Raw genomic sequence first — 16,769 nt, forward strand, 5'->3', positions numbered from 1 at the left:
AGCGATTACTTTGTTTGATGGATACACCTATGACGTTTCGATGTTCCGCGATACCTTCGAGACCCAATACACCTATCTAAACGGCTTTCTGCGCAATGTCGCGCGCTTCGGCGACGCGCCCGCCCTGCACGATCCGCAGTCGGGCAGACGGTGGACGTACCGACAGCTCAATGCCCAGGTCAACCAGCTGGCACATGCCATGCGGCAGGACGGCGTGGGCAAAAATGACGTGGTCATGTTCGCGCTGTTAAACTCGCCCGAGTTCATCTTCTGCTATCTGGCCGCGCACAAGGTCGGCGCGATCGCCTGCCCGGTCAATTACCGACAGGGCGCGGGCGAAATCGCGCTGGTCATCGACGACAGCCGCCCCAAGGTATTCGTCTACGACGCACAGTTCGGCACGCTGTCACAGGACGCGCTCGCGCTGGCTGAGCACAAGCCCGACCGGGTACTGGTCGCAGGCGGACAGGGGGCAGAGTCCTTTGACGGCTATATGGACGGTCAGCCCGAGACCGACCCGCCCATCGATTTTCACCCGCATATTTACGACGAGACCACCCGTCTTTACACCTCGGGCACGACCAACCGCCCCAAGGGCGTGCCGATCAATAACATCAATGAGGTGCTGTCGGCGCACGACGTCATTATGCACTTTCCGCTCACCCCGACCGACCGCACCATGAACATGACCCCGTGGTTCCACCGCGGCGGCATCCACTCGGGCGGCCCATGCCCGACGCTCTACGTCGGCGGTGAGGTGGTCATCCTGCGCGATTTCCACCCGCGCACCTGTCTGGAATACGCCGAGCGCTATGGGGTCACCTTCCTCATCGGCGTGCCGACCATTCTGGCCATGCTCGCCCGCGCCCAGGAGCGCACCCCGGTCGACCTGTCCGCCCTGCGCGGCATCGTCACCATGGGCGCACCCTTCGAGAAGGCCGCATGCGAAAAGTATATGAAGCTGCTGACACCCAATATCTTCAACGGCTACGGCACGACCGAGACCTTCTGGAACACCTTCCTGCGTCCCTACGACCTGCCCGAAATGTCCGGTTCTGCCGGACGGGCGTGCACCGATGACGATGTGCGCGTGGTCGCCGTACATCCGGACGGCTCGCACGCCGAGCCCGAGGAAGTCGTGCCGCACGACAGTGAGACCCCGGGCGAAATCATCATCCGCTCGCCTGCCAAGTCGGCATTCTGCTACTATAACAACCCGGAAATGACCGCGCAGAAGTTCTACAAGGGCTGGCTGTACACCGGCGACATGGGTACGTGGGACAAAAACGAATTTGTCACCATCTGCGGCCGAAAAGATGATATGATTGTATCAGCCGGTGAGAATATTTACCCGACCCAGATTGAAGCGGTGCTCAATGAGCATCCCAAGGTCGCCGAGAGCGCGGTGATCGGCATTCCCGACCGCCTGCGCGGCGAAGTCGTCGCGGCGTATATCGTCCCGTCCGACGACAGCCTGACCGTCGAGGAGATCAAGGCGTACTGCGTCCAGTCGCCCATGCTGTCCTCGTACAAGTGGCCGCGGTCGTATACGTTAGTCAAGGAGCTGCCGCACACGGCAACCGGTAAACTCATGCACTACAAACTGCGTCAGCAGGTATTAGAGAAAGAATAAATATTTTGTGCCCGCCGCACCCCGGCGGGCTGCATGATTTGGAAATTAGGAGGAAAAAACATCATGGAACGAGTCGTCATTACAGGTATGGGCGCGGTGACCCCGATCGGCAACGATGTCCCGACCTTCTGGCAGTCGCTCAAGGACGGCAAATGCGGCATCGGCCCGATCACCCGCTTTGACGTGTCCGATTACAAGGTCAAGCTGGCCGCCGAGGTCAAGGACTTCGACATTTCCCAGTACGTCGAGGGCAGAGAGGCCAAACGCATGGACAAGAGCTCGCACTTTGCCATCGCTGCCGCTCAGCAGGCCGTCGACCAGGCCGGACTGACTCCGGGTACCTTCAATCCTTACCGCACCGGTGTCATCTACGGTTCGGGCATCGGCGGTCTGTACATCACTGAGACCGAGGTTGAAAAGCTCATCAACAAGGGTCCCGGCCGCGTCTCGCCCTTCGCCATCCCCGAGCTGATTCCCAACATCGTCGCCGCGCACCTGTCCATGCGCTTTGGCTTCAAGGGTGAAAACTACTGCCCGGTTTCGGCCTGCGCGACCGCAAACCACGCCATCGGTGAGGCTATGCGCGCCATTCGCCACGGCTATCAGGATATCGTATTGTGCGGCGGTACGGAAAACGGTATCATCCCGTTCTCGCTGGCTGGCTTCCAGAACATGAAGGCGCTGCACACGGGCGACGACCCCACCGCAGCATCCATCCCCTTTGACGCGCGCCGCTCGGGCTTTGTCATGGGCGAGGGCGCGGGCGCACTGGTGCTCGAAAGCCTGTCGCATGCGCAGGCACGCGGTGCGACCATCTATGCCGAGGTCGCAGGCTACGGCGCGTCGGGCGACGCGTACCACATCACCAGCCCCTCGCCCGAGGGCGACGCGGCAGCGGCTGCCATTCTGGGCGCGATTGAGGACGCTGGTCTGACACCGGAGGATGTCGACTACATCAACGCACATGGCACGTCCACGCCGCTCAACGAGAAGTACGAGACCATTGCCATCAAGAAGGCGCTGGGCGAGGCGGCAAAGAGCGTGCATGTGTCCTCGACCAAGTCCATGACCGGTCACCTGCTGGGCGGTGCGGCTGCCGTTGAGGCCATCGCCTGCGCCATGGCGACCCGCGAGGATATCATCCCGCCGACCATCGGCTACAAGGAGCCCGACCCCGACTGCGATCTGGATATCACTCCCAACGTCGCTGTACATGCGCCCGTGCGCGTCGCGATCTCCAATTCGCTCGGATTTGGCGGTCACAATGCGTGCATCGTCATCAAGAAATTTGCGTAAATCCTCCTTCCGCACCGTCTGGCAGCCTCAGGCGGTGCGTTTTTTTACCGCTTGACGGCGCGCATGCTTTCCCGTAAGATAAAGGGCAGGAATACCCGACACGGAGGCGGCCATGGAACTCAAACAACTGCAATATTTTGTCACAAGCGTCGATTTGGGCAGCTTCAAAAAGGCCGCTGACGCACTCTACACCACCCAGCCGCACGTCAGCAAGACCATCAAGGCGCTGGAAGATGAGCTGGGTCTGACTCTGTTCGACCGTCACCCGGTCGGCGTCACCATCACCGAGGCCGGAAAGCAGGTCTACACCCACGCAAGCGACATTCTGCGACGCTGCGGACAGATCGCACAGGTCGAAGCCGATGGCGGGTGCGAACCGCTGCACGTCGCCGCCACCCCAAGCGGCTTTCTGGCCGACCTGACCGCCCGGTTCTGCCGCGACCGGCAGGCGCTCGATCTGCGCTACCACGAGGGCAGTATGGAGGATATCCTGCAAAAATTGCACCGGCATGAAGTCAATCTGGGTCTGGTCGCACTGACCCGCCGCAAACTGGCCGGGTTTGGACAGATTATCGATAAAAAGCGGCTGACGCTCGAGGTGCTGTGCGAGGATAGCCCCTGCCTGTTCGTCGGCGCAGACCATCCGCTGCGGCAGGCCGGTTCGGTCGATGCAGCAGCCCTGCGCACTCTATCCTTCATCCAGCCGCCCGACGGTTTGTTTGCTCTCCAGCCTTCCGCGCTTATCGGTCAGGATGCAGACAGCCCCGGACGCATTCAGACCAATAGCCCGCTTCTGTCTCGGCGATTGACTGAGACCGGCGCGGCGTGTGTGATCGGCTGCCGGTGGATGTTCCCGGAGGATTGTACCTTGCATCCGGTGACGATTGCAAGGTGCGAGGAGCGGATTTGTTTGGGACTCGTCAAGCGCGGACGCGGGGAATTGTCGGACGCGGAACGGGAGTTTGTCGCGTTCATACGGCAGCAGTTGCCTTGATAAAGCTTTCGCCAGCCTTTCTCGAAAGGCTGCGGAGTCTTGAGGCAGAGCCTCAAGTCGCGTCCCGCAGGACGCGAAACTCCCCTTTTTGATTTTCGCTTCTGCGAAAATCAACTGAAAAAGAACAAAAAAGCGCGACCCGCAGGTCGCGCAATCTTTGAAAAGACCAACCATTCGGTTGGTCTTTTCTATTTTGTTTGTTTTGATTGATTCCCGGGTCGGACACCGGGAATTAAAGAGAGAGTTCCGCCCGTTGCGACGGGCGACTCAGGGCAACGGTGCCCGCGTGTTAGGGCCTTGGTCGAGCAAGTCGACCACAGCCTTGCGGGAAAACGCCCCACAGGGGCCTTTTCTGGTTCCGCAAGGTTCGAGAAAGGCTGGCGAAAGCTTCAATATGGGTGCGGTGCTAATTTACGCTTGTGAGCGTGACCTGTTTACTCGTCTCATCATACCCAACTGTACCGCCAACCAATTCGGTTAAATCACGCAGATTCACATAATTTGCGCCGTCAATGGTATACGCCGAGACAGTCGCCGTCTGACCGTCCACCAACAGACCCTTGCTGCCTGCTCTGGCCTGCATCGCGGTCACGTCAGGCGTGCCTTTGAGTTCCGTCCCGATGGGTTCATACATCTGACCACGTGTCAAGGTAACCGTGTCGGTCGCCTCGTCATATCCGACTGCAAAGGCCGAGCCGGTCGCACGCAGCGCGGCGGCGCAGTCGCGCAGGCTGACATAATTGGCACCGTCGATCAGGTAAGCGGTCAGCGGTGCAGCTGTGCCGTCCACGGCAAAGGTGCAGTCGCTGGGAATCGCGGTCTTGGCCGGATCGGGCAGACCGGGCAGGGCGCTGAGATACGCAAAGCGGTAGCCCTGATTTTCCCAGCCGGTCAGCAGTTCGTCCAAGATGGCCGCGTTGGTCGACGACACCGCGTGCAGCAGCACGATTGCACCCGGATGCACACGGCTGTTGAGCGTCTTTAGAGCACTCTCGCGGCTGGGCTGCTTGTTCTGATCCCAGTCGGCATACGCCACGCTCCAAAGCGTCGTGTGATAGCCCAAATTCTGCGCCCACTGCAAATTGTCATGCGTGTACGACCCTTCAGGCGGACGATAGAACGGGTCGAGCTTGCGCCCGGTCACCTGCTCGTACTGCTTGGACAGGCTAGTTAATTCCTGCTCGAATTTGGTCTTGGATACCTTGGACATGTTGGGGTGATTGCTCGTGTGATTGCCCACAATATGCCCCTCGTCTCCCATGCGCTTGGACAGCTCGGGCGCGGTGTCCAGATAGTCGCCGACCATGAAAAATGCCGCCGGTGCATGGTGCTTTTTGAGCACGTCCAGAATCTTGGACGTGTTGCCGTTCTCGTAACCGCAGTCGAAGGTCAGATAAATGACCTTGCTGTCCGTGTCACCCATGTAGTACGACCCGTATTTCGCCAGCGTCTGCACACTATCCTCGCCGTTCGGCGGCTTTCCAGTGCCGTTTCCGTACCATAAGCCCCAGTTGATCGCCCCGGCTGCACTGCTCAGCAGCACACCTGCACAGAGCGCACACAGTCCCTGTTTGATGCGATGATTCATCCCGATTTCCCGTCCTTTCCGACCGTCTAAACCGACGGTTTGTATGGGTTTAGTATAACAGATGTTCGACCTTGCCTCAAGCTACAAGGCGGATACAGCCACTTTGTCCCACACCGGGGACGAGGTGGGAAGACCCGGCCGCAGCCGACAATCGGGGTCCAGGGGACGAGTTCCCTGGCGCCTCCAGGCGCGTAGCCTGGCCCGTCCAGGTGGAACCTGGTCGAGCCCGCAGGCTCGAAACTCTCCTTTTGAAACCCGGCGTCCGACCCGGGTTTCAATCAAAACATACAAAAAGGAAAGACCGTCTTTCGGACGGTCTTTCCCATAAGCGGCCAATGGCCGTAGAGTATTTCGCTCGCTGCGGCGAGCGATTATTTTTTTGTTTTAGTTGATTCCGGTCAAAAGACCGGAATCAAAAGGGGATTCCGTGTCCTGCGGGACACGGCTCAGGGCTCTGCCCTGAGAACCCGCAAACCTTTGAAAAGGTTTGATCCAAACTTCATTTCGCCTGCGTGAGGAACAACCTTGAACCTATTCCCGTGTCTCTCACCTCGTCCCGCGTGCGGGACAAAGTCACAGGTCTTCTATAAGCGCATTCAAAAAGATTTTACAATACAACAGTTGACAAATACAAGTATTGCGGTATGATAAGAAAAAAATCAATTTCCATGGGAGGCTATCGTCCATGTATGAATCGCTCTTTCAGCCGCTGACTGTGCGCGGCTTGACGCTTAAAAACCGTATCGTCTTTGCGCCCACCTCGATGGGTTTAAAATCTGGGGACTTTCTGGCGCATATTGACCGCATCGCCCGCGGCGGTGCCGGGTTGATCGTCATAGGCGACGTGCCCGTGCTGCCGTCTCCCATGTTCTCGCTTTACACGCCCGAGGGTCTGGACTTCTACCGTCAGATCACCCAGACCGCGCATGCAGGCGGTGCGAAGATCTCCGCCCAGCTGCACATGAGCGACAGCGACGTGCAGGGCTTGCAGCGCTATCTGCCCGACCTGCGTGCCGGACGCATCACGCCCGACAATCTGCGCCGCAAGCTCAACGACATGACCGGCGACTTCATCACCGGCCTGCCGGTCGAGCGCATCCAGACCATCATCGACGGCTTCGGACAGGCCGCCATTCTGGCGCGTGACGCGGGATTCGACATGATTCAGATTCACGGCGACCGCATGTGCGGCAGTTTCAGCTCGAGCATTTACAACCACCGCGCCGACGCATACGGCGGCAGTCCTGAGAACCGCGCGCGCTTTGCCGTGTCCTGCGTGCAGGCCGTGCGCCGCGCTGTGCCTGATATGCCCATCGAGTACAAGCTCGCCGTGCGGCAGGAAGACCCGCACTACGGCAACGCGGGTATTTTGACAGACGAGCTGCCGGTCTTTGTGCCGCTGCTGGACGCAGCCGGGGTGGACTGCTACGAAGTCGCGCTCGCCAATCACGGCGCACTGACCGACACCATCCCGCCGCACAATCACCCCTATTTCAGTGAGCCCGGCTGCTTTTTGAAGTTCTGCGACCTCGTCCGCCCGCTAACTAATCGTCCGCTGTGCGGTGTCGGCGGTCTAGGTGACCCCGACTTTGCCGCCGCTCAGGTAGACAGCGGCCGCGTCGATTATATCGCTCTCAGCCGTCCGCTCATCGCCGACCCTGATTGGCCGCGTCTGGTGCAGAATGGACAGACCGACCAGATTTTCCGCTGTGTCCGCTGCAATCGCGCATGCCTTGGCGGTATGCAGCAGCATCAGGGCACACACTGTGTGTTTGATGAAAAGCGCCGCGCAGCGCGTGGGGAATGACTTCGTCCCCGGTGCGGGACAAGGTGAGAAAAACCACCGCAGCCAAAATTGAAGCTTTCGCTCAAGCCTTTCTCGAAAGGCTTGCGGAGTCTTGAGGCAGAGCCTCAAGTCGCGGCTCGCAAGCCGCGAAACTCCCCATTGAAACCCGGTGTCCGCCCCGGGTTTCAACTAAAACATACAAAAAAGGAAAGACCGTCCCTTCGGACGGTCTTTCCAGAGATTGCGCGACCTGCGGGTCGCGCTCTTGTTTTTATTTTGGTTGATTCCGGTCAAAAGACCGGAATCAAAAGGGGATTCCGTGTCCTGCGGGACACGGCTCAGGGCTCTGCCCTGAGAACCCGCAAACCTTTGAAAAGGTTTGATCGAAACTTTATTTCGCCTGCGGGCGGGATGGCGTTTTCCTTTACAGATACAGGAAAACCATACCGATGATCGCCATACAGATACACATGGGCATAGAATAGAACATCGATTTGAGCGGATCGACCTTCTTACCAAACTGCGAGGCGACAATACCGACGACAACGAAGGTAGTCAAATCCGCCGGGGGCAGGCCCTGACCAGCCGAGGCCAGATGCGCACCGGCGACAGCGGCATGGGTCGCATCCACGCCAAAAGCAACGAGTGCCGGGCCAAAGAACGAAAAGACGACGTTCTGGCTGGTGGATTGCGAACCGGTGAGCATGCCGATGAGAATCATAGCAACTGCGCCGCCGATCTTGAGGACGTTGCTGTCCAGACTCTGCGCAAACTCGGACACGGCATCCACCGAACCGGCTACATAAAAACTGCCCAGCATGAACGCGCAGCAGATTTGCAGCACGACGGTCATTTTGACCTTGGAAAAGCTCTCGCGGACGATGTTTCCGGCGTTCTTATGGACGGCCGGGAAGAAGAACGAGACGCCAATCGCGCACAGGATGGACAGCACGATACCGTTGGTCAGGCCGTTTAAGACGGTTGTACCAGCCAGCAGGTCGTACAAGCTGGTCGTCACGCCGTCGGCGCTCGTATAACTCAGATTCTTGAGCAGGGTGGGGCCGAGGTCGAACGACAGGTAGGGGATGGGCACGGTGCGCAGCAGGACGACCGCAATTAGGAACATCAGCGGAATGAGCGACTTCCAATTGTGGCGCAAAATCTGGCCTGCGGTCTGGTCGGTGAACTTGAGTACGACCGTATCGTTTGCACCCGGCACGTTATCCTTGTGGATGAGGAAGAACGCGCAGTAGATGGCGACCACGACAAAGATGATGGACACGGTCACATAGCCGATGTTGATAACCGGGTCGGGCTCGGTACCCACAAGCGAGGAGGCCAGCGCAATCGCCTGGGTCATCGGGGGCATGATCGAGCCGACACACGCGCCCATGACGATGATGGCGCTGATCTTCTCGTAAGACAGGTTCATGGAAACCAGAATGCCGATGGTCAGCATACCGATGACCGTGGAAGCCGCAATCGCGTCGCCCAGCAGCGAACCGGCAATGGTGAGCGCAAGCAGAATGCACACAATCAAGATGCGCGGATGCCTGCCGAATTTGGCGGTCATTGCACCGATGATGGTGTCGATCGTACCAAGGCGCATGGAAATTTCCGCGAACAGGCTGCCCGAAATGGACAGGGCGATAATCCACGCCAGACGGTTCAGACCATCAAACCAGGCGGCAATCCAGGTCTCGGGGCTGTAAATACCCGCGAGCAGCAGGGTGAGCGCACCGGTGATGACCAGCGCTGCATTGATCTTACCGCCGATGAGCGGAATCTTCTTGCACAGCACGAGGATGAGCAGGACGGCCATGGGGACAGCGACTTTGAGCATGCTTAATTTCCCTCCCGAATCACAGTGTACAGACCGGGCGCAGTCTGTACCCCCGGTTGCCTGACTTGCACAAGCCATACAAAGAAAGGCGTCTGTAATCGCAGACGCCTTGTAGCTTTTGCATAAGTTTAGTATATCTGTTCGGGGGGTATTTCGTCAAGACCCCAATCAGACTTAGACTGCATCAAGCCTTCAAAAATCGGTTGGGATCGAAGTCGGACAGGTCATAGGACGGCTTGCCGTCCACGATCCATTCGGCAATCAGCTTGCCCGTGATCGGAGACAGCGCGATGCCGTCGCCCTCGTGTCCGGCTGCCATGTAGAACCCGGGCAGCGCGTGCACCGGTCCGAGCAGCGGCAGGCCATCCGGGGTGTAGGGTCGCAGACCGGAGAAGCACCGGATGATGCTGACATCCCGCAGCGCCGGGAAAAAGCGCAGCGCTCGGCGCAGCATGACCTCGATGGCCTCAAAGGTGTTGTCTACATCGTACCCGGCAAACTCACGTGTGCCGCCGATAATCAGGCCGCCGTCCTCGGTCTGCTCGATGGACAGCGACGCGCCCAGGCGGATGGCCGTCGGGTCGGTGACCGCCTCGGGCTTGAACTTGACCACGTTGTAGCGCGCGCACTGCACGGTGGCGGTCATAAACGGGCCGATGGGCTCGGTCACGATGAGCTGTCCCTTACGCGGGGTGATGGGCAAGTCCAGACCGGCAAGCGTGGCGATCTTTCCCGCCCACGCGCCGCCTGCGTTGACCACCACATCGGCTGCAAAATCGCCCTTGTCGGTGTGCACGCCGGTGACTCGTCCGTTTTCGATCGCAAACCCAGTCACGGTGGTCTCGGTCAAAAACTGCGCACCCAGACGACGCGCCGCATTTGCATATCCCATGGTCAGCCGGAGCGGATTGACCTTGCCGCCCGTGGGCGAGTACAGCGCACCGTAAATATCCCGGCTGAGCTGGGGCTCAAGCGCGCACGCCTCGTCAGCCGAAATCATGCGGATGTCCACACCGCTCTCGCGCTGCTTTTCCACGATCTCAGACAGGATGTCCCACTGCATTTTATCCTCGACCGGCTGCAAGCCGCCGCAGCGCAGACCGTACTCAATATCCTGCCCGAGCTGCTCGCCCAGCGTCTCAAACATGGCGATCGACTGGACGGCAAGATCCATCTGCGGGCCGGGTTTTTTGGTGTGGTAGCCGACCACGCCGTCGGTCGCACCGGCCGCGCCGCTTGCCACGTCACGCCGCTCGATGACCAGTACGCGTTTATTTTTCTTTGCCAGCTGCCATGCCACCGAACAGCCCATGATGCCGCCGCCGACTACGATCACGTCATAGGTTTCACGCATCGCCGTCCCCTCCAAACGTGCCGATCTTGACCGGTCTGACCGGCATGCGGCTATGCTGCGGGGTGACCTCTGCCGCGCTGCGGCCGCTCTCGCGGGCTACAATGCGTTCTACCAGCCTTCCGCATGTCTTTCCCTGGCAGAGCCCCATACAGGCCCTTGTGCGGCGTTTGACGCCGTCTACGGTGGTTGCGCCTTCGTGCACTGCATCTATGATTTCCTGCTCGGTCACTTCCTGACACCGGCAGATGATAATGTCTTCCATCGTTTCGCCTCCTCAGTCCCGGCGCGGCAGCCGCTTCATGCTGCGCACCGTGTCGATGTATTCGTGCGGGATGGCCATGCAGATGACCGCCGTGCCCGCATACGAGGCCGGTCTGAGCACGCGCACGATGCGTCCCTTACACACCACCTGACCGGCGCGGTCGACCGCGTCCACCTGATCGCCCACCGCGGGCAGCGGCAGGTACTCAAACGGGAAATCAATGGTCGCCTCGGTGTCCGAGTACGAGCGGTCCAAGATGGTGATGGCCAGACCCGGACAGCCAGCCACGCACAGCCCACAGCCCACGCACTTATCCTCGTGCAGGCGGGGCAGGTTGGTGATCTGCTCGCCAATTGTGATGGCACCGAACTTGCACAGTCCTTCACACGGATTGCACGGAATCTCCTGCACGCACTCGATGCAGGCCACGCGTCCGAGCTTGACGCGGGTTTCGGTCGGTACACCCGGACAGCGCGACAGCTCATCCTGCGACGGTACGCCGGTGTACTGCACGCCCGGGTTGATATCTTCTTTCTGCAAATTATCTCGGCTCAATTTGTTCGGGTCACCCCACATGATCGTTCCCTCCTTGTTCGGCCTGCATGGCGTCAAGCTGCTGCTGCTTGGCCGTGCGGCGGCGCTCGCCGAACAGACCGGCGCGCAGCGCATCCAGACGCGCGTTGATCTCGGCCTTTTTGTCTGCCGCCTGCTCATCGGTCAAAAGGCCCAGCGCGTGCGCAGCGCACACACCCGCCAGATTGCCCTCTTCCATCGCAGAGGACGCTTCCTCAACGCCGGTCACGTCACCCGCGACGTACAGACCGGGGACAGTGGTCTCCATGTTGCCGTCGTGCATGGGCACATGGCCGCCAAACGCCGGGATAAAGCAGAACTTACAGCCGGCCATCCAGACCAGCTCGGTCATGGGGTTGAGTCCGACCGCAAGACACACGGTATCGGCCTCTAAAACACGCTCGGTGCCCGGGATGGGGTTAAACTGCTTGTCTACCTGCGCAATCTCCACGCGCTCAACCTGACCGTCACCGGTCACGCGCGTGATGGTGTGGCCGACCAGAATGGGCACGCCTGCGCGGCGCAGCTTGCCCGCGTGCACGGCGTAGCCGCCGATTTCGGGCGCGGCCTCGACCAGCGCGACCACATCGGCACCCGCCTGCATGAGCTGGTAGGACACGATCAAGCCGACGTTGCCCGAACCCAGCATGACCACACGCTTACCGGGCAGCACGCGATTGACGTTGACCATGGTCTGCGCAGCGCCCGCGCCCATGACACCGGGCAGCGTGGAGCCCGGAAAGGCCATGTAGTTTTCTTTTGCACCGGTGGCCACGATGACCTTTTTGGCGCGCACGACATAGTGCGCACCGTCGTGAATGACACCGAGCGAGCAGTCGCGCTCGATGCCGTAAACCAGCGTGTCGAGCCACACGCGCGCACCGCTCTTCTGCACGCGCTCGAGCAGCTCCTGTCCGATCTGGAAGCCGCGTGTGCCTGCCTGATGGGCGCGCGAACCGAAAAATTTATGAATCTGCTTGAAGAGCTGACCGCCCGGCAGATGGTTTTCGTCGATCACCAGCACGTCTGCGCCCGCGCTGGCCGCCTGATAGGCCGCCGACAGGCCGGCAGAACCCGCGCCGATGACCGCGATATCGGTTGTGATCTCTCTCATGCCTTGTCCTCCTCGGTGCGCATGGCGGCAAGACCGTGCTGGGTCTCGACCTGCATGCCGTCGCGTACCAGCGTCACGCAGGTGCGGGTGTTGGGCACGCCATCGACGATCATCATGCAGTCGGTGCACCGTCCAATCGCGCAGAAAATACCGCGCGGCTCGTGCCGCTTAGCCGTCGTGCGAAAGGCACGGATGCCTGCGTTCATCAGGGCGGCCGCGATGGGTTCGCCCGCACGCGCCGGGATGGGCTGACCATCAAAGTAGATGGTCACGGACTCGGCCTCGGGCAGGGCGCCTAAAATCGGGTGTTCGCTCACTCTCATCTGTCGCTCTCTCTCCTTTATCTGAAACGGACGCGCATCGTCCGTTCGGTACATTTTCGCCGTCTTTTCCGGCAAATCTCTTGGAATCTCCTGTCATTATAATCCCATAACCCGGATTTTTCCAGTCTATCAGCCTAAAATTTCTTCAAAAATATAAGCCCCTCACCCTCCCCTTCGGCCAAATCTCTCGCCCCGGCTTTACAACCTGCCGGAGCCTTGCTATAATGGGGTCAGAATGGCCATCTAGGAAGCTGAAAAGGAGGCACAGGCCCATGAAAGGACTTGTCATCTACATCCGACGGGAAAAACTGGACGCAGTATGCGCTGTCCTCAGACGGCACAACGCAGCAGGCTTCAGCGTGTCCAACGTCGAGGGCTGCGGCCGCCGTAAGCGGCAGATTGACATCGAGGACGTTGCCGCGATTCCTGCACTCGAGCCCGAACACCTGGCCGCCAAGCTGCGCGTATACACGGTCGTACCCGACGCGGTGGTCGATACGCTGGTTGACGAGATCTGCACGGCCGCTGCCACCGACCGCTTCGGCGACGGCAAAATTTTCATCGTGCCGGTCGAAGATGCCATCCGCATCCGCACCCGCGAGCGCGGCGAAACCGCTCTGTAAAAAAACAGCCCGCACCCAGGGCTCTGGGTGCGGGTCTTTTATTGCTCTGACACGCAAAGCATGAATTTTTCGTGAAAATCTGTCCAGAGCCCGCGACAAAATCGGTCTTTTCCGCTATAATAGGGGACGGAAATGATTTGACACAAGGTTTGGAGGCATCAAAACTATGCTGAAATTTATCATCGGCGCGCTGGTCATCGTGCTGATTATATGGCTCATCGCGCGCCGCCGCAATCACAAGAGCAAAAAACCATTTCCGCAGCGCCTGATCGACTGGCTGCTCGCCCGCGAGCTTGCTGAGGAAAAGCCGCAAAAGCGCGCATCCCGACCGGCACAAACGGCACACCGTCCGTCGACGCCCAAGCGTATCAAACCGGACGCAGACCAGACCGCCTACATCCGACCGACCCGCAGACCGCCGCAGCCGACCGAGATCACGCTGTGCTATTCGACCGAGATCGACGGCAATGCACGATATGTACCGGTTGACCATCTGCCGCTGTGCGTGGGCGCACGCAGCGACTGCGACTGCGTGATCGACAACGACACCATCAGCCGCCAGCACTTCGAAATCTTCCGCGACGCTTACGGAGAAGTCTCGGTGCGCAACCTGTCGCGTACCAATGGCATCGTACCCATCGACGAGCGGACAGGCAATCTGGAAGAGCCCATCTTGCAGCCCGGCGTCGTCATTCCGATCGACCGCGATACCGGTACGCTGCGCTTCTGGGCGGGCGAATTGTTCTTCACCCTGCGCCTGCAAGCTGCAAATTCCTATCGCTGAATACGAAACCCCCGAGCCAAAACACCGGCTTGGGGGTTTTTAAATGCGTTTGCGCTTGACCGTCGTGGCCTCGGCAAAATAGTCGTGTGCAGCATAATAGTCCAGTCCAACCGTGAACAGGCCGCCGTGCCGTGCCTTGACACAGCAGAAATCCAGCTTGCGCACCGCCTGTTCTCTGGCATGGGCGAGCGCTGCCTGCTTTTCGGCCAGCTGACCATCTTTCTGGAACACCGACGAAGACAAGATCGAGTAACTCAGTCCCCAAAGACCGTCGGCATAATACTCCACGTTGCCCGACTCCTTGAACGACTCAAAAGTCACCGGTAGCAAATAAGACGAACGGTTAAAGCTGGAAACCAAGATCAAAATGACTTCCAGACCGGCCGTCGCCTGCGATAAAATTTGCAGCGCCCGGTCGTTATTCAGACGCGGATCGCTGCCCATACCCGGGATGAATTGCAGGTAATCGATCACGACCACCGGGTGTTCGCGGTCGGCTGCAAACTGCCGGATACGCTCACCCAGCTGCTCGGCGGTGTCCCGCACTTTGAGCACACACAAATCGAGCATTTTCTGCTCATACACCTGCGCCATCTGCCGCACGCGGTCATCACAAAAACCGTGTACCAAATCCCGCGAGACAAAAGGCTTTTGCTGCGTGCGATAAGACATCCGCGCAAGCGCCTTGCAGGTAAACTCAAACGGCGACTGCTCGTAGGACAAAAACAACACCGAACCGCCCTGTTCGGCCAAATGCACAGCCATCTGTCCCAAAAAAGTCGTCTTACCCACCGAAGGCACACCACCCAGAATGTACAATCCGGGTGTCAATCCGCCCAGCTGCCGGTCGATGCCGTCCCAGCCGGTCAGACAACCCGAACGATCAGCACGCGCCGACAAGTCAGTAAAAAACTGACGGCTGAGATATTGCTGAAAAGTCAGAAACGGCGACAAATCCGCACTGCCCGACAGAGCCTGCTGCACTGCCTGTTTCAGCCCTTCCGGGTCATGCATCAAGCGCTCATTTGGGTCTTTGTACGCGCCGGACAGGTCGACAATCCGCGCTTTGCCACCCATCTCGGCATATTCTTCGCAAAATCGCTTGGCAGCCTGCTCGCCGCGCTCATCGTGATCGAATGCCACCAGAAAAGTCGGTCGACGCTCACCCAATGCGTCGAGCACCTGCCGATATCCCACACCGTTGCAGGGGATGGCTTTGCCGCCGCACTGATACACCGACAGTGCACAGATGTAAGCTTCAACCAGAAAAACCGACTCGCTGCTGTCCAGCCACTCGGGAAAACAGACCGGTTCGGTCAGTCCCGACGGCTTGCGAAAAGTCTTGCTCTCGATCGACCGATAAGCCATGTACTGCCCCTGATGGTACGGCAGCGCAACCGCTCGACCCAGCTTGCCGTCCATCGTCTCGAAGGCCCCGGCCCACTTAAGCGTATCCTCCGACAATCCACGAGATTGCAGATATGGTGAAAAGCCTACTTTTTGTGATACGCGGAAATTTTGCACCCGGCAATCGGGATAAAGCGAGAGCAAACGGTCAATACTGTCTGCGTCCTCGGTAAGTCCCCAGTGCAACTTTGCCACCGTGAGCAGATCGGCGGTAAAGCCACAGGAAAAACATTTGACGCATTGACCGGCTTCGTAGTACGACATGGACGGATGCCGGTCCTGATGTTGGGGGGATAAGCAATGAAATTTCCTGTGCGGCGAGATGCCCATTTCTCGCGACAGGAAATCGGGCAGATGTTCTTTCAACCGGGTCAGATCGGCGCCAAACCTTTCCCGGACGTATGTCGTGTAATCCATGCTGCCCACCCCCTTTTTCACCGCTGTAAGCATATCAGACCCTTGAATGTTTTGTCAAATATGGCGGTTTTTGCAATTTTTAAGGCGTATAAATCCGGAAAATTTGCATATATACGCTATTTTTATAACTTATACTGGGTTTTTTATTTTTCCGGATACCATTACTTTTACCTAGTGACCCATCAGAATTACCTAGTCGGCATCAAAATTACCTAGTCACCCATCAAAAATACCTAGTTCCCCTTTTTCGTCCCTTTTTAGCCTTATATTACTTATAAAGACTTATAAAGACTTATACGTTTTTTTCCGGTTTTCAAAATTGGCAGATTTGAGAACTTATGCTTTGGGATAGTTTGGTAATATCGTATTTTTATGGGGCTTCTCTGAATTATTTTGGAGGGTAAATTTTTGGCCTTTGGCATCACTTTTACCTAGTTATACCATCAAAAATACCTAGTCCACCCATCAAAAATACCTAGTTCGGCATCAAAATTACCTAGTTCAACTGCTCTAAAAGTTTGTTCTTTTGAGAGAATTCGGGGGACTAGGTAAAAATGATGCCAGGACAGGCGAACCGGCGCTTTCTGCACGGATTGGCCGAAAATGAACTAGGTATTTTTGATGGGTCAGGGGTAAAATCGGGCTGTTTTTGGGGCGAAATCCGGCAAAAAACATGCTTAAAACTAGAACAAATGTTCGAATATGTAAAAGTGATGGGTCATCGTTCTCAGACATATGTCCAAGGGGACTAGGTATTTTTGATGGTACCTCT

At 58.3% G+C, this 16,769-nt stretch carries 14 protein-coding genes; 6 read left to right on the forward strand and 8 right to left on the reverse strand.

The annotated features are described in order from the left end of the window. Nucleotides 1–10 precede the first annotated feature (10 nt). The 3 genes from B5D52_RS12555 to B5D52_RS12565 all read left to right on the forward strand — a co-directional run bounded on the left by B5D52_RS12555 (nucleotide 11) and on the right by B5D52_RS12565 (nucleotide 3,923). Nucleotides 11–1,633 (forward strand): class I adenylate-forming enzyme family protein, encoded by a 1,623-nt coding sequence (locus B5D52_RS12555; protein ID WP_016149241.1) that lies wholly within the window; start codon nucleotides 11–13, stop codon nucleotides 1,631–1,633. Between the two features lie 63 nt (nucleotides 1,634–1,696). Then, nucleotides 1,697–2,929, forward strand: coding sequence for a beta-ketoacyl-ACP synthase II (gene fabF, locus B5D52_RS12560; RefSeq protein WP_016149242.1), 1,233 nt, complete (start codon nucleotides 1,697–1,699; stop codon nucleotides 2,927–2,929). Between the two features lie 112 nt (nucleotides 2,930–3,041). Next, complete coding sequence (locus B5D52_RS12565; RefSeq protein ID WP_016149243.1) at nucleotides 3,042–3,923, forward strand: LysR family transcriptional regulator; 882 nt, start codon at nucleotides 3,042–3,044, stop codon at nucleotides 3,921–3,923. A gap of 406 nt (nucleotides 3,924–4,329) precedes the next feature. Here B5D52_RS12565 and B5D52_RS12570 read toward each other — a convergent pair whose 3' ends face one another. Further along, on the reverse strand, nucleotides 4,330–5,511 hold the full coding sequence (locus B5D52_RS12570; protein ID WP_016149244.1) for a polysaccharide deacetylase family protein: 1,182 nt from the start codon (nucleotides 5,509–5,511) through the stop codon (nucleotides 4,330–4,332). A 685-nt stretch (nucleotides 5,512–6,196) separates the two neighbouring features. Between B5D52_RS12570 and bilR the strand changes: the two genes are divergently transcribed. Then, on the forward strand, nucleotides 6,197–7,318 hold the full coding sequence (gene bilR / locus B5D52_RS12575; RefSeq protein ID WP_016149245.1) for a bilirubin reductase: 1,122 nt from the start codon (nucleotides 6,197–6,199) through the stop codon (nucleotides 7,316–7,318). Between the two features lie 403 nt (nucleotides 7,319–7,721). On the opposite strand, the gene B5D52_RS12580 is transcribed toward bilR, so the two are convergent. From B5D52_RS12580 to B5D52_RS12600, 6 genes are all read right to left on the reverse strand, one after another. Further along, nucleotides 7,722–9,140, reverse strand: a complete 1,419-nt coding sequence (locus B5D52_RS12580) for a TRAP transporter large permease subunit (protein ID WP_016149246.1) — start codon at nucleotides 9,138–9,140, stop codon at nucleotides 7,722–7,724. A 184-nt stretch (nucleotides 9,141–9,324) separates the two neighbouring features. Next, nucleotides 9,325–10,494 carry an NAD(P)/FAD-dependent oxidoreductase gene (locus B5D52_RS12585; protein WP_016149247.1) on the reverse strand — a complete coding sequence of 390 codons (1,170 nt, stop codon included), beginning with the start codon at nucleotides 10,492–10,494 and terminating at the stop codon, nucleotides 9,325–9,327. Beyond that, nucleotides 10,487–10,756 (reverse strand): (2Fe-2S)-binding protein, encoded by a 270-nt coding sequence (locus tag B5D52_RS16570; protein WP_016149248.1) that lies wholly within the window; start codon nucleotides 10,754–10,756, stop codon nucleotides 10,487–10,489. The genes B5D52_RS12585 and B5D52_RS16570 overlap by 8 nt, the downstream gene beginning before the upstream one ends. A 12-nt stretch (nucleotides 10,757–10,768) precedes the next feature. Continuing rightward, the gene (locus tag B5D52_RS16575; RefSeq protein ID WP_242825671.1) at nucleotides 10,769–11,296 is read right to left on the reverse strand and encodes an ATP-binding protein; all 528 of its coding nucleotides are present in this window, start codon (nucleotides 11,294–11,296) and stop codon (nucleotides 10,769–10,771) included. A gap of 25 nt (nucleotides 11,297–11,321) precedes the next feature. Beyond that, nucleotides 11,322–12,443: an NAD(P)/FAD-dependent oxidoreductase gene (locus B5D52_RS12595; RefSeq protein ID WP_016149250.1), complete on the reverse strand. Its 1,122-nt coding sequence runs from the start codon at nucleotides 12,441–12,443 to the stop codon at nucleotides 11,322–11,324. Next, complete coding sequence (locus tag B5D52_RS12600; protein WP_016149251.1) at nucleotides 12,440–12,766, reverse strand: (2Fe-2S)-binding protein; 327 nt, start codon at nucleotides 12,764–12,766, stop codon at nucleotides 12,440–12,442. The genes B5D52_RS12595 and B5D52_RS12600 overlap by 4 nt, the downstream gene beginning before the upstream one ends. A gap of 272 nt (nucleotides 12,767–13,038) precedes the next feature. Between B5D52_RS12600 and B5D52_RS12605 the strand changes: the two genes are divergently transcribed. Continuing rightward, a complete protein-coding gene (locus B5D52_RS12605; RefSeq protein ID WP_016149252.1) occupies nucleotides 13,039–13,389 on the forward strand; it encodes a P-II family nitrogen regulator in 351 nt (116 codons plus the stop codon). A gap of 166 nt (nucleotides 13,390–13,555) precedes the next feature. Continuing rightward, on the forward strand, nucleotides 13,556–14,173 hold the full coding sequence (locus tag B5D52_RS12610) for an FHA domain-containing protein (RefSeq protein WP_016149253.1): 618 nt from the start codon (nucleotides 13,556–13,558) through the stop codon (nucleotides 14,171–14,173). A gap of 39 nt (nucleotides 14,174–14,212) precedes the next feature. On the opposite strand, the gene B5D52_RS12615 is transcribed toward B5D52_RS12610, so the two are convergent. Continuing rightward, nucleotides 14,213–15,997, reverse strand: coding sequence for a DnaB-like helicase C-terminal domain-containing protein (locus B5D52_RS12615; RefSeq protein ID WP_016149254.1), 1,785 nt, complete (start codon nucleotides 15,995–15,997; stop codon nucleotides 14,213–14,215). Between the last annotated feature and the right edge of the window lie 772 nt (nucleotides 15,998–16,769).

The organism is Butyricicoccus pullicaecorum DSM 23266, from assembly GCF_900167005.1.
Taxonomy (GTDB): domain Bacteria; phylum Bacillota; class Clostridia; order Oscillospirales; family Butyricicoccaceae; genus Butyricicoccus; species Butyricicoccus pullicaecorum.

Coding starts and splice junctions, on each gene's coding strand:
- fabF (WP_016149242.1), top strand. CDS start 1,697: ATGGAACGAGTCGTCATTACAGGTATGGGCGCGGTGACCCCGATCGGC.
- B5D52_RS12565 (WP_016149243.1), top strand. CDS start 3,042: ATGGAACTCAAACAACTGCAATATTTTGTCACAAGCGTCGATTTGGGC.
- B5D52_RS12570 (WP_016149244.1), bottom strand. CDS start 5,511: ATGAATCATCGCATCAAACAGGGACTGTGTGCGCTCTGTGCAGGTGTG.
- bilR (WP_016149245.1), top strand. CDS start 6,197: ATGTATGAATCGCTCTTTCAGCCGCTGACTGTGCGCGGCTTGACGCTT.
- B5D52_RS12580 (WP_016149246.1), bottom strand. CDS start 9,140: ATGCTCAAAGTCGCTGTCCCCATGGCCGTCCTGCTCATCCTCGTGCTG.
- B5D52_RS12585 (WP_016149247.1), bottom strand. CDS start 10,494: ATGCGTGAAACCTATGACGTGATCGTAGTCGGCGGCGGCATCATGGGC.
- B5D52_RS16570 (WP_016149248.1), bottom strand. CDS start 10,756: ATGGAAGACATTATCATCTGCCGGTGTCAGGAAGTGACCGAGCAGGAA.
- B5D52_RS12595 (WP_016149250.1), bottom strand. CDS start 12,443: ATGAGAGAGATCACAACCGATATCGCGGTCATCGGCGCGGGTTCTGCC.
- B5D52_RS12600 (WP_016149251.1), bottom strand. CDS start 12,766: ATGAGAGTGAGCGAACACCCGATTTTAGGCGCCCTGCCCGAGGCCGAG.
- B5D52_RS12605 (WP_016149252.1), top strand. CDS start 13,039: ATGAAAGGACTTGTCATCTACATCCGACGGGAAAAACTGGACGCAGTA.
- B5D52_RS12610 (WP_016149253.1), top strand. CDS start 13,556: ATGCTGAAATTTATCATCGGCGCGCTGGTCATCGTGCTGATTATATGG.
- B5D52_RS12615 (WP_016149254.1), bottom strand. CDS start 15,997: ATGGATTACACGACATACGTCCGGGAAAGGTTTGGCGCCGATCTGACC.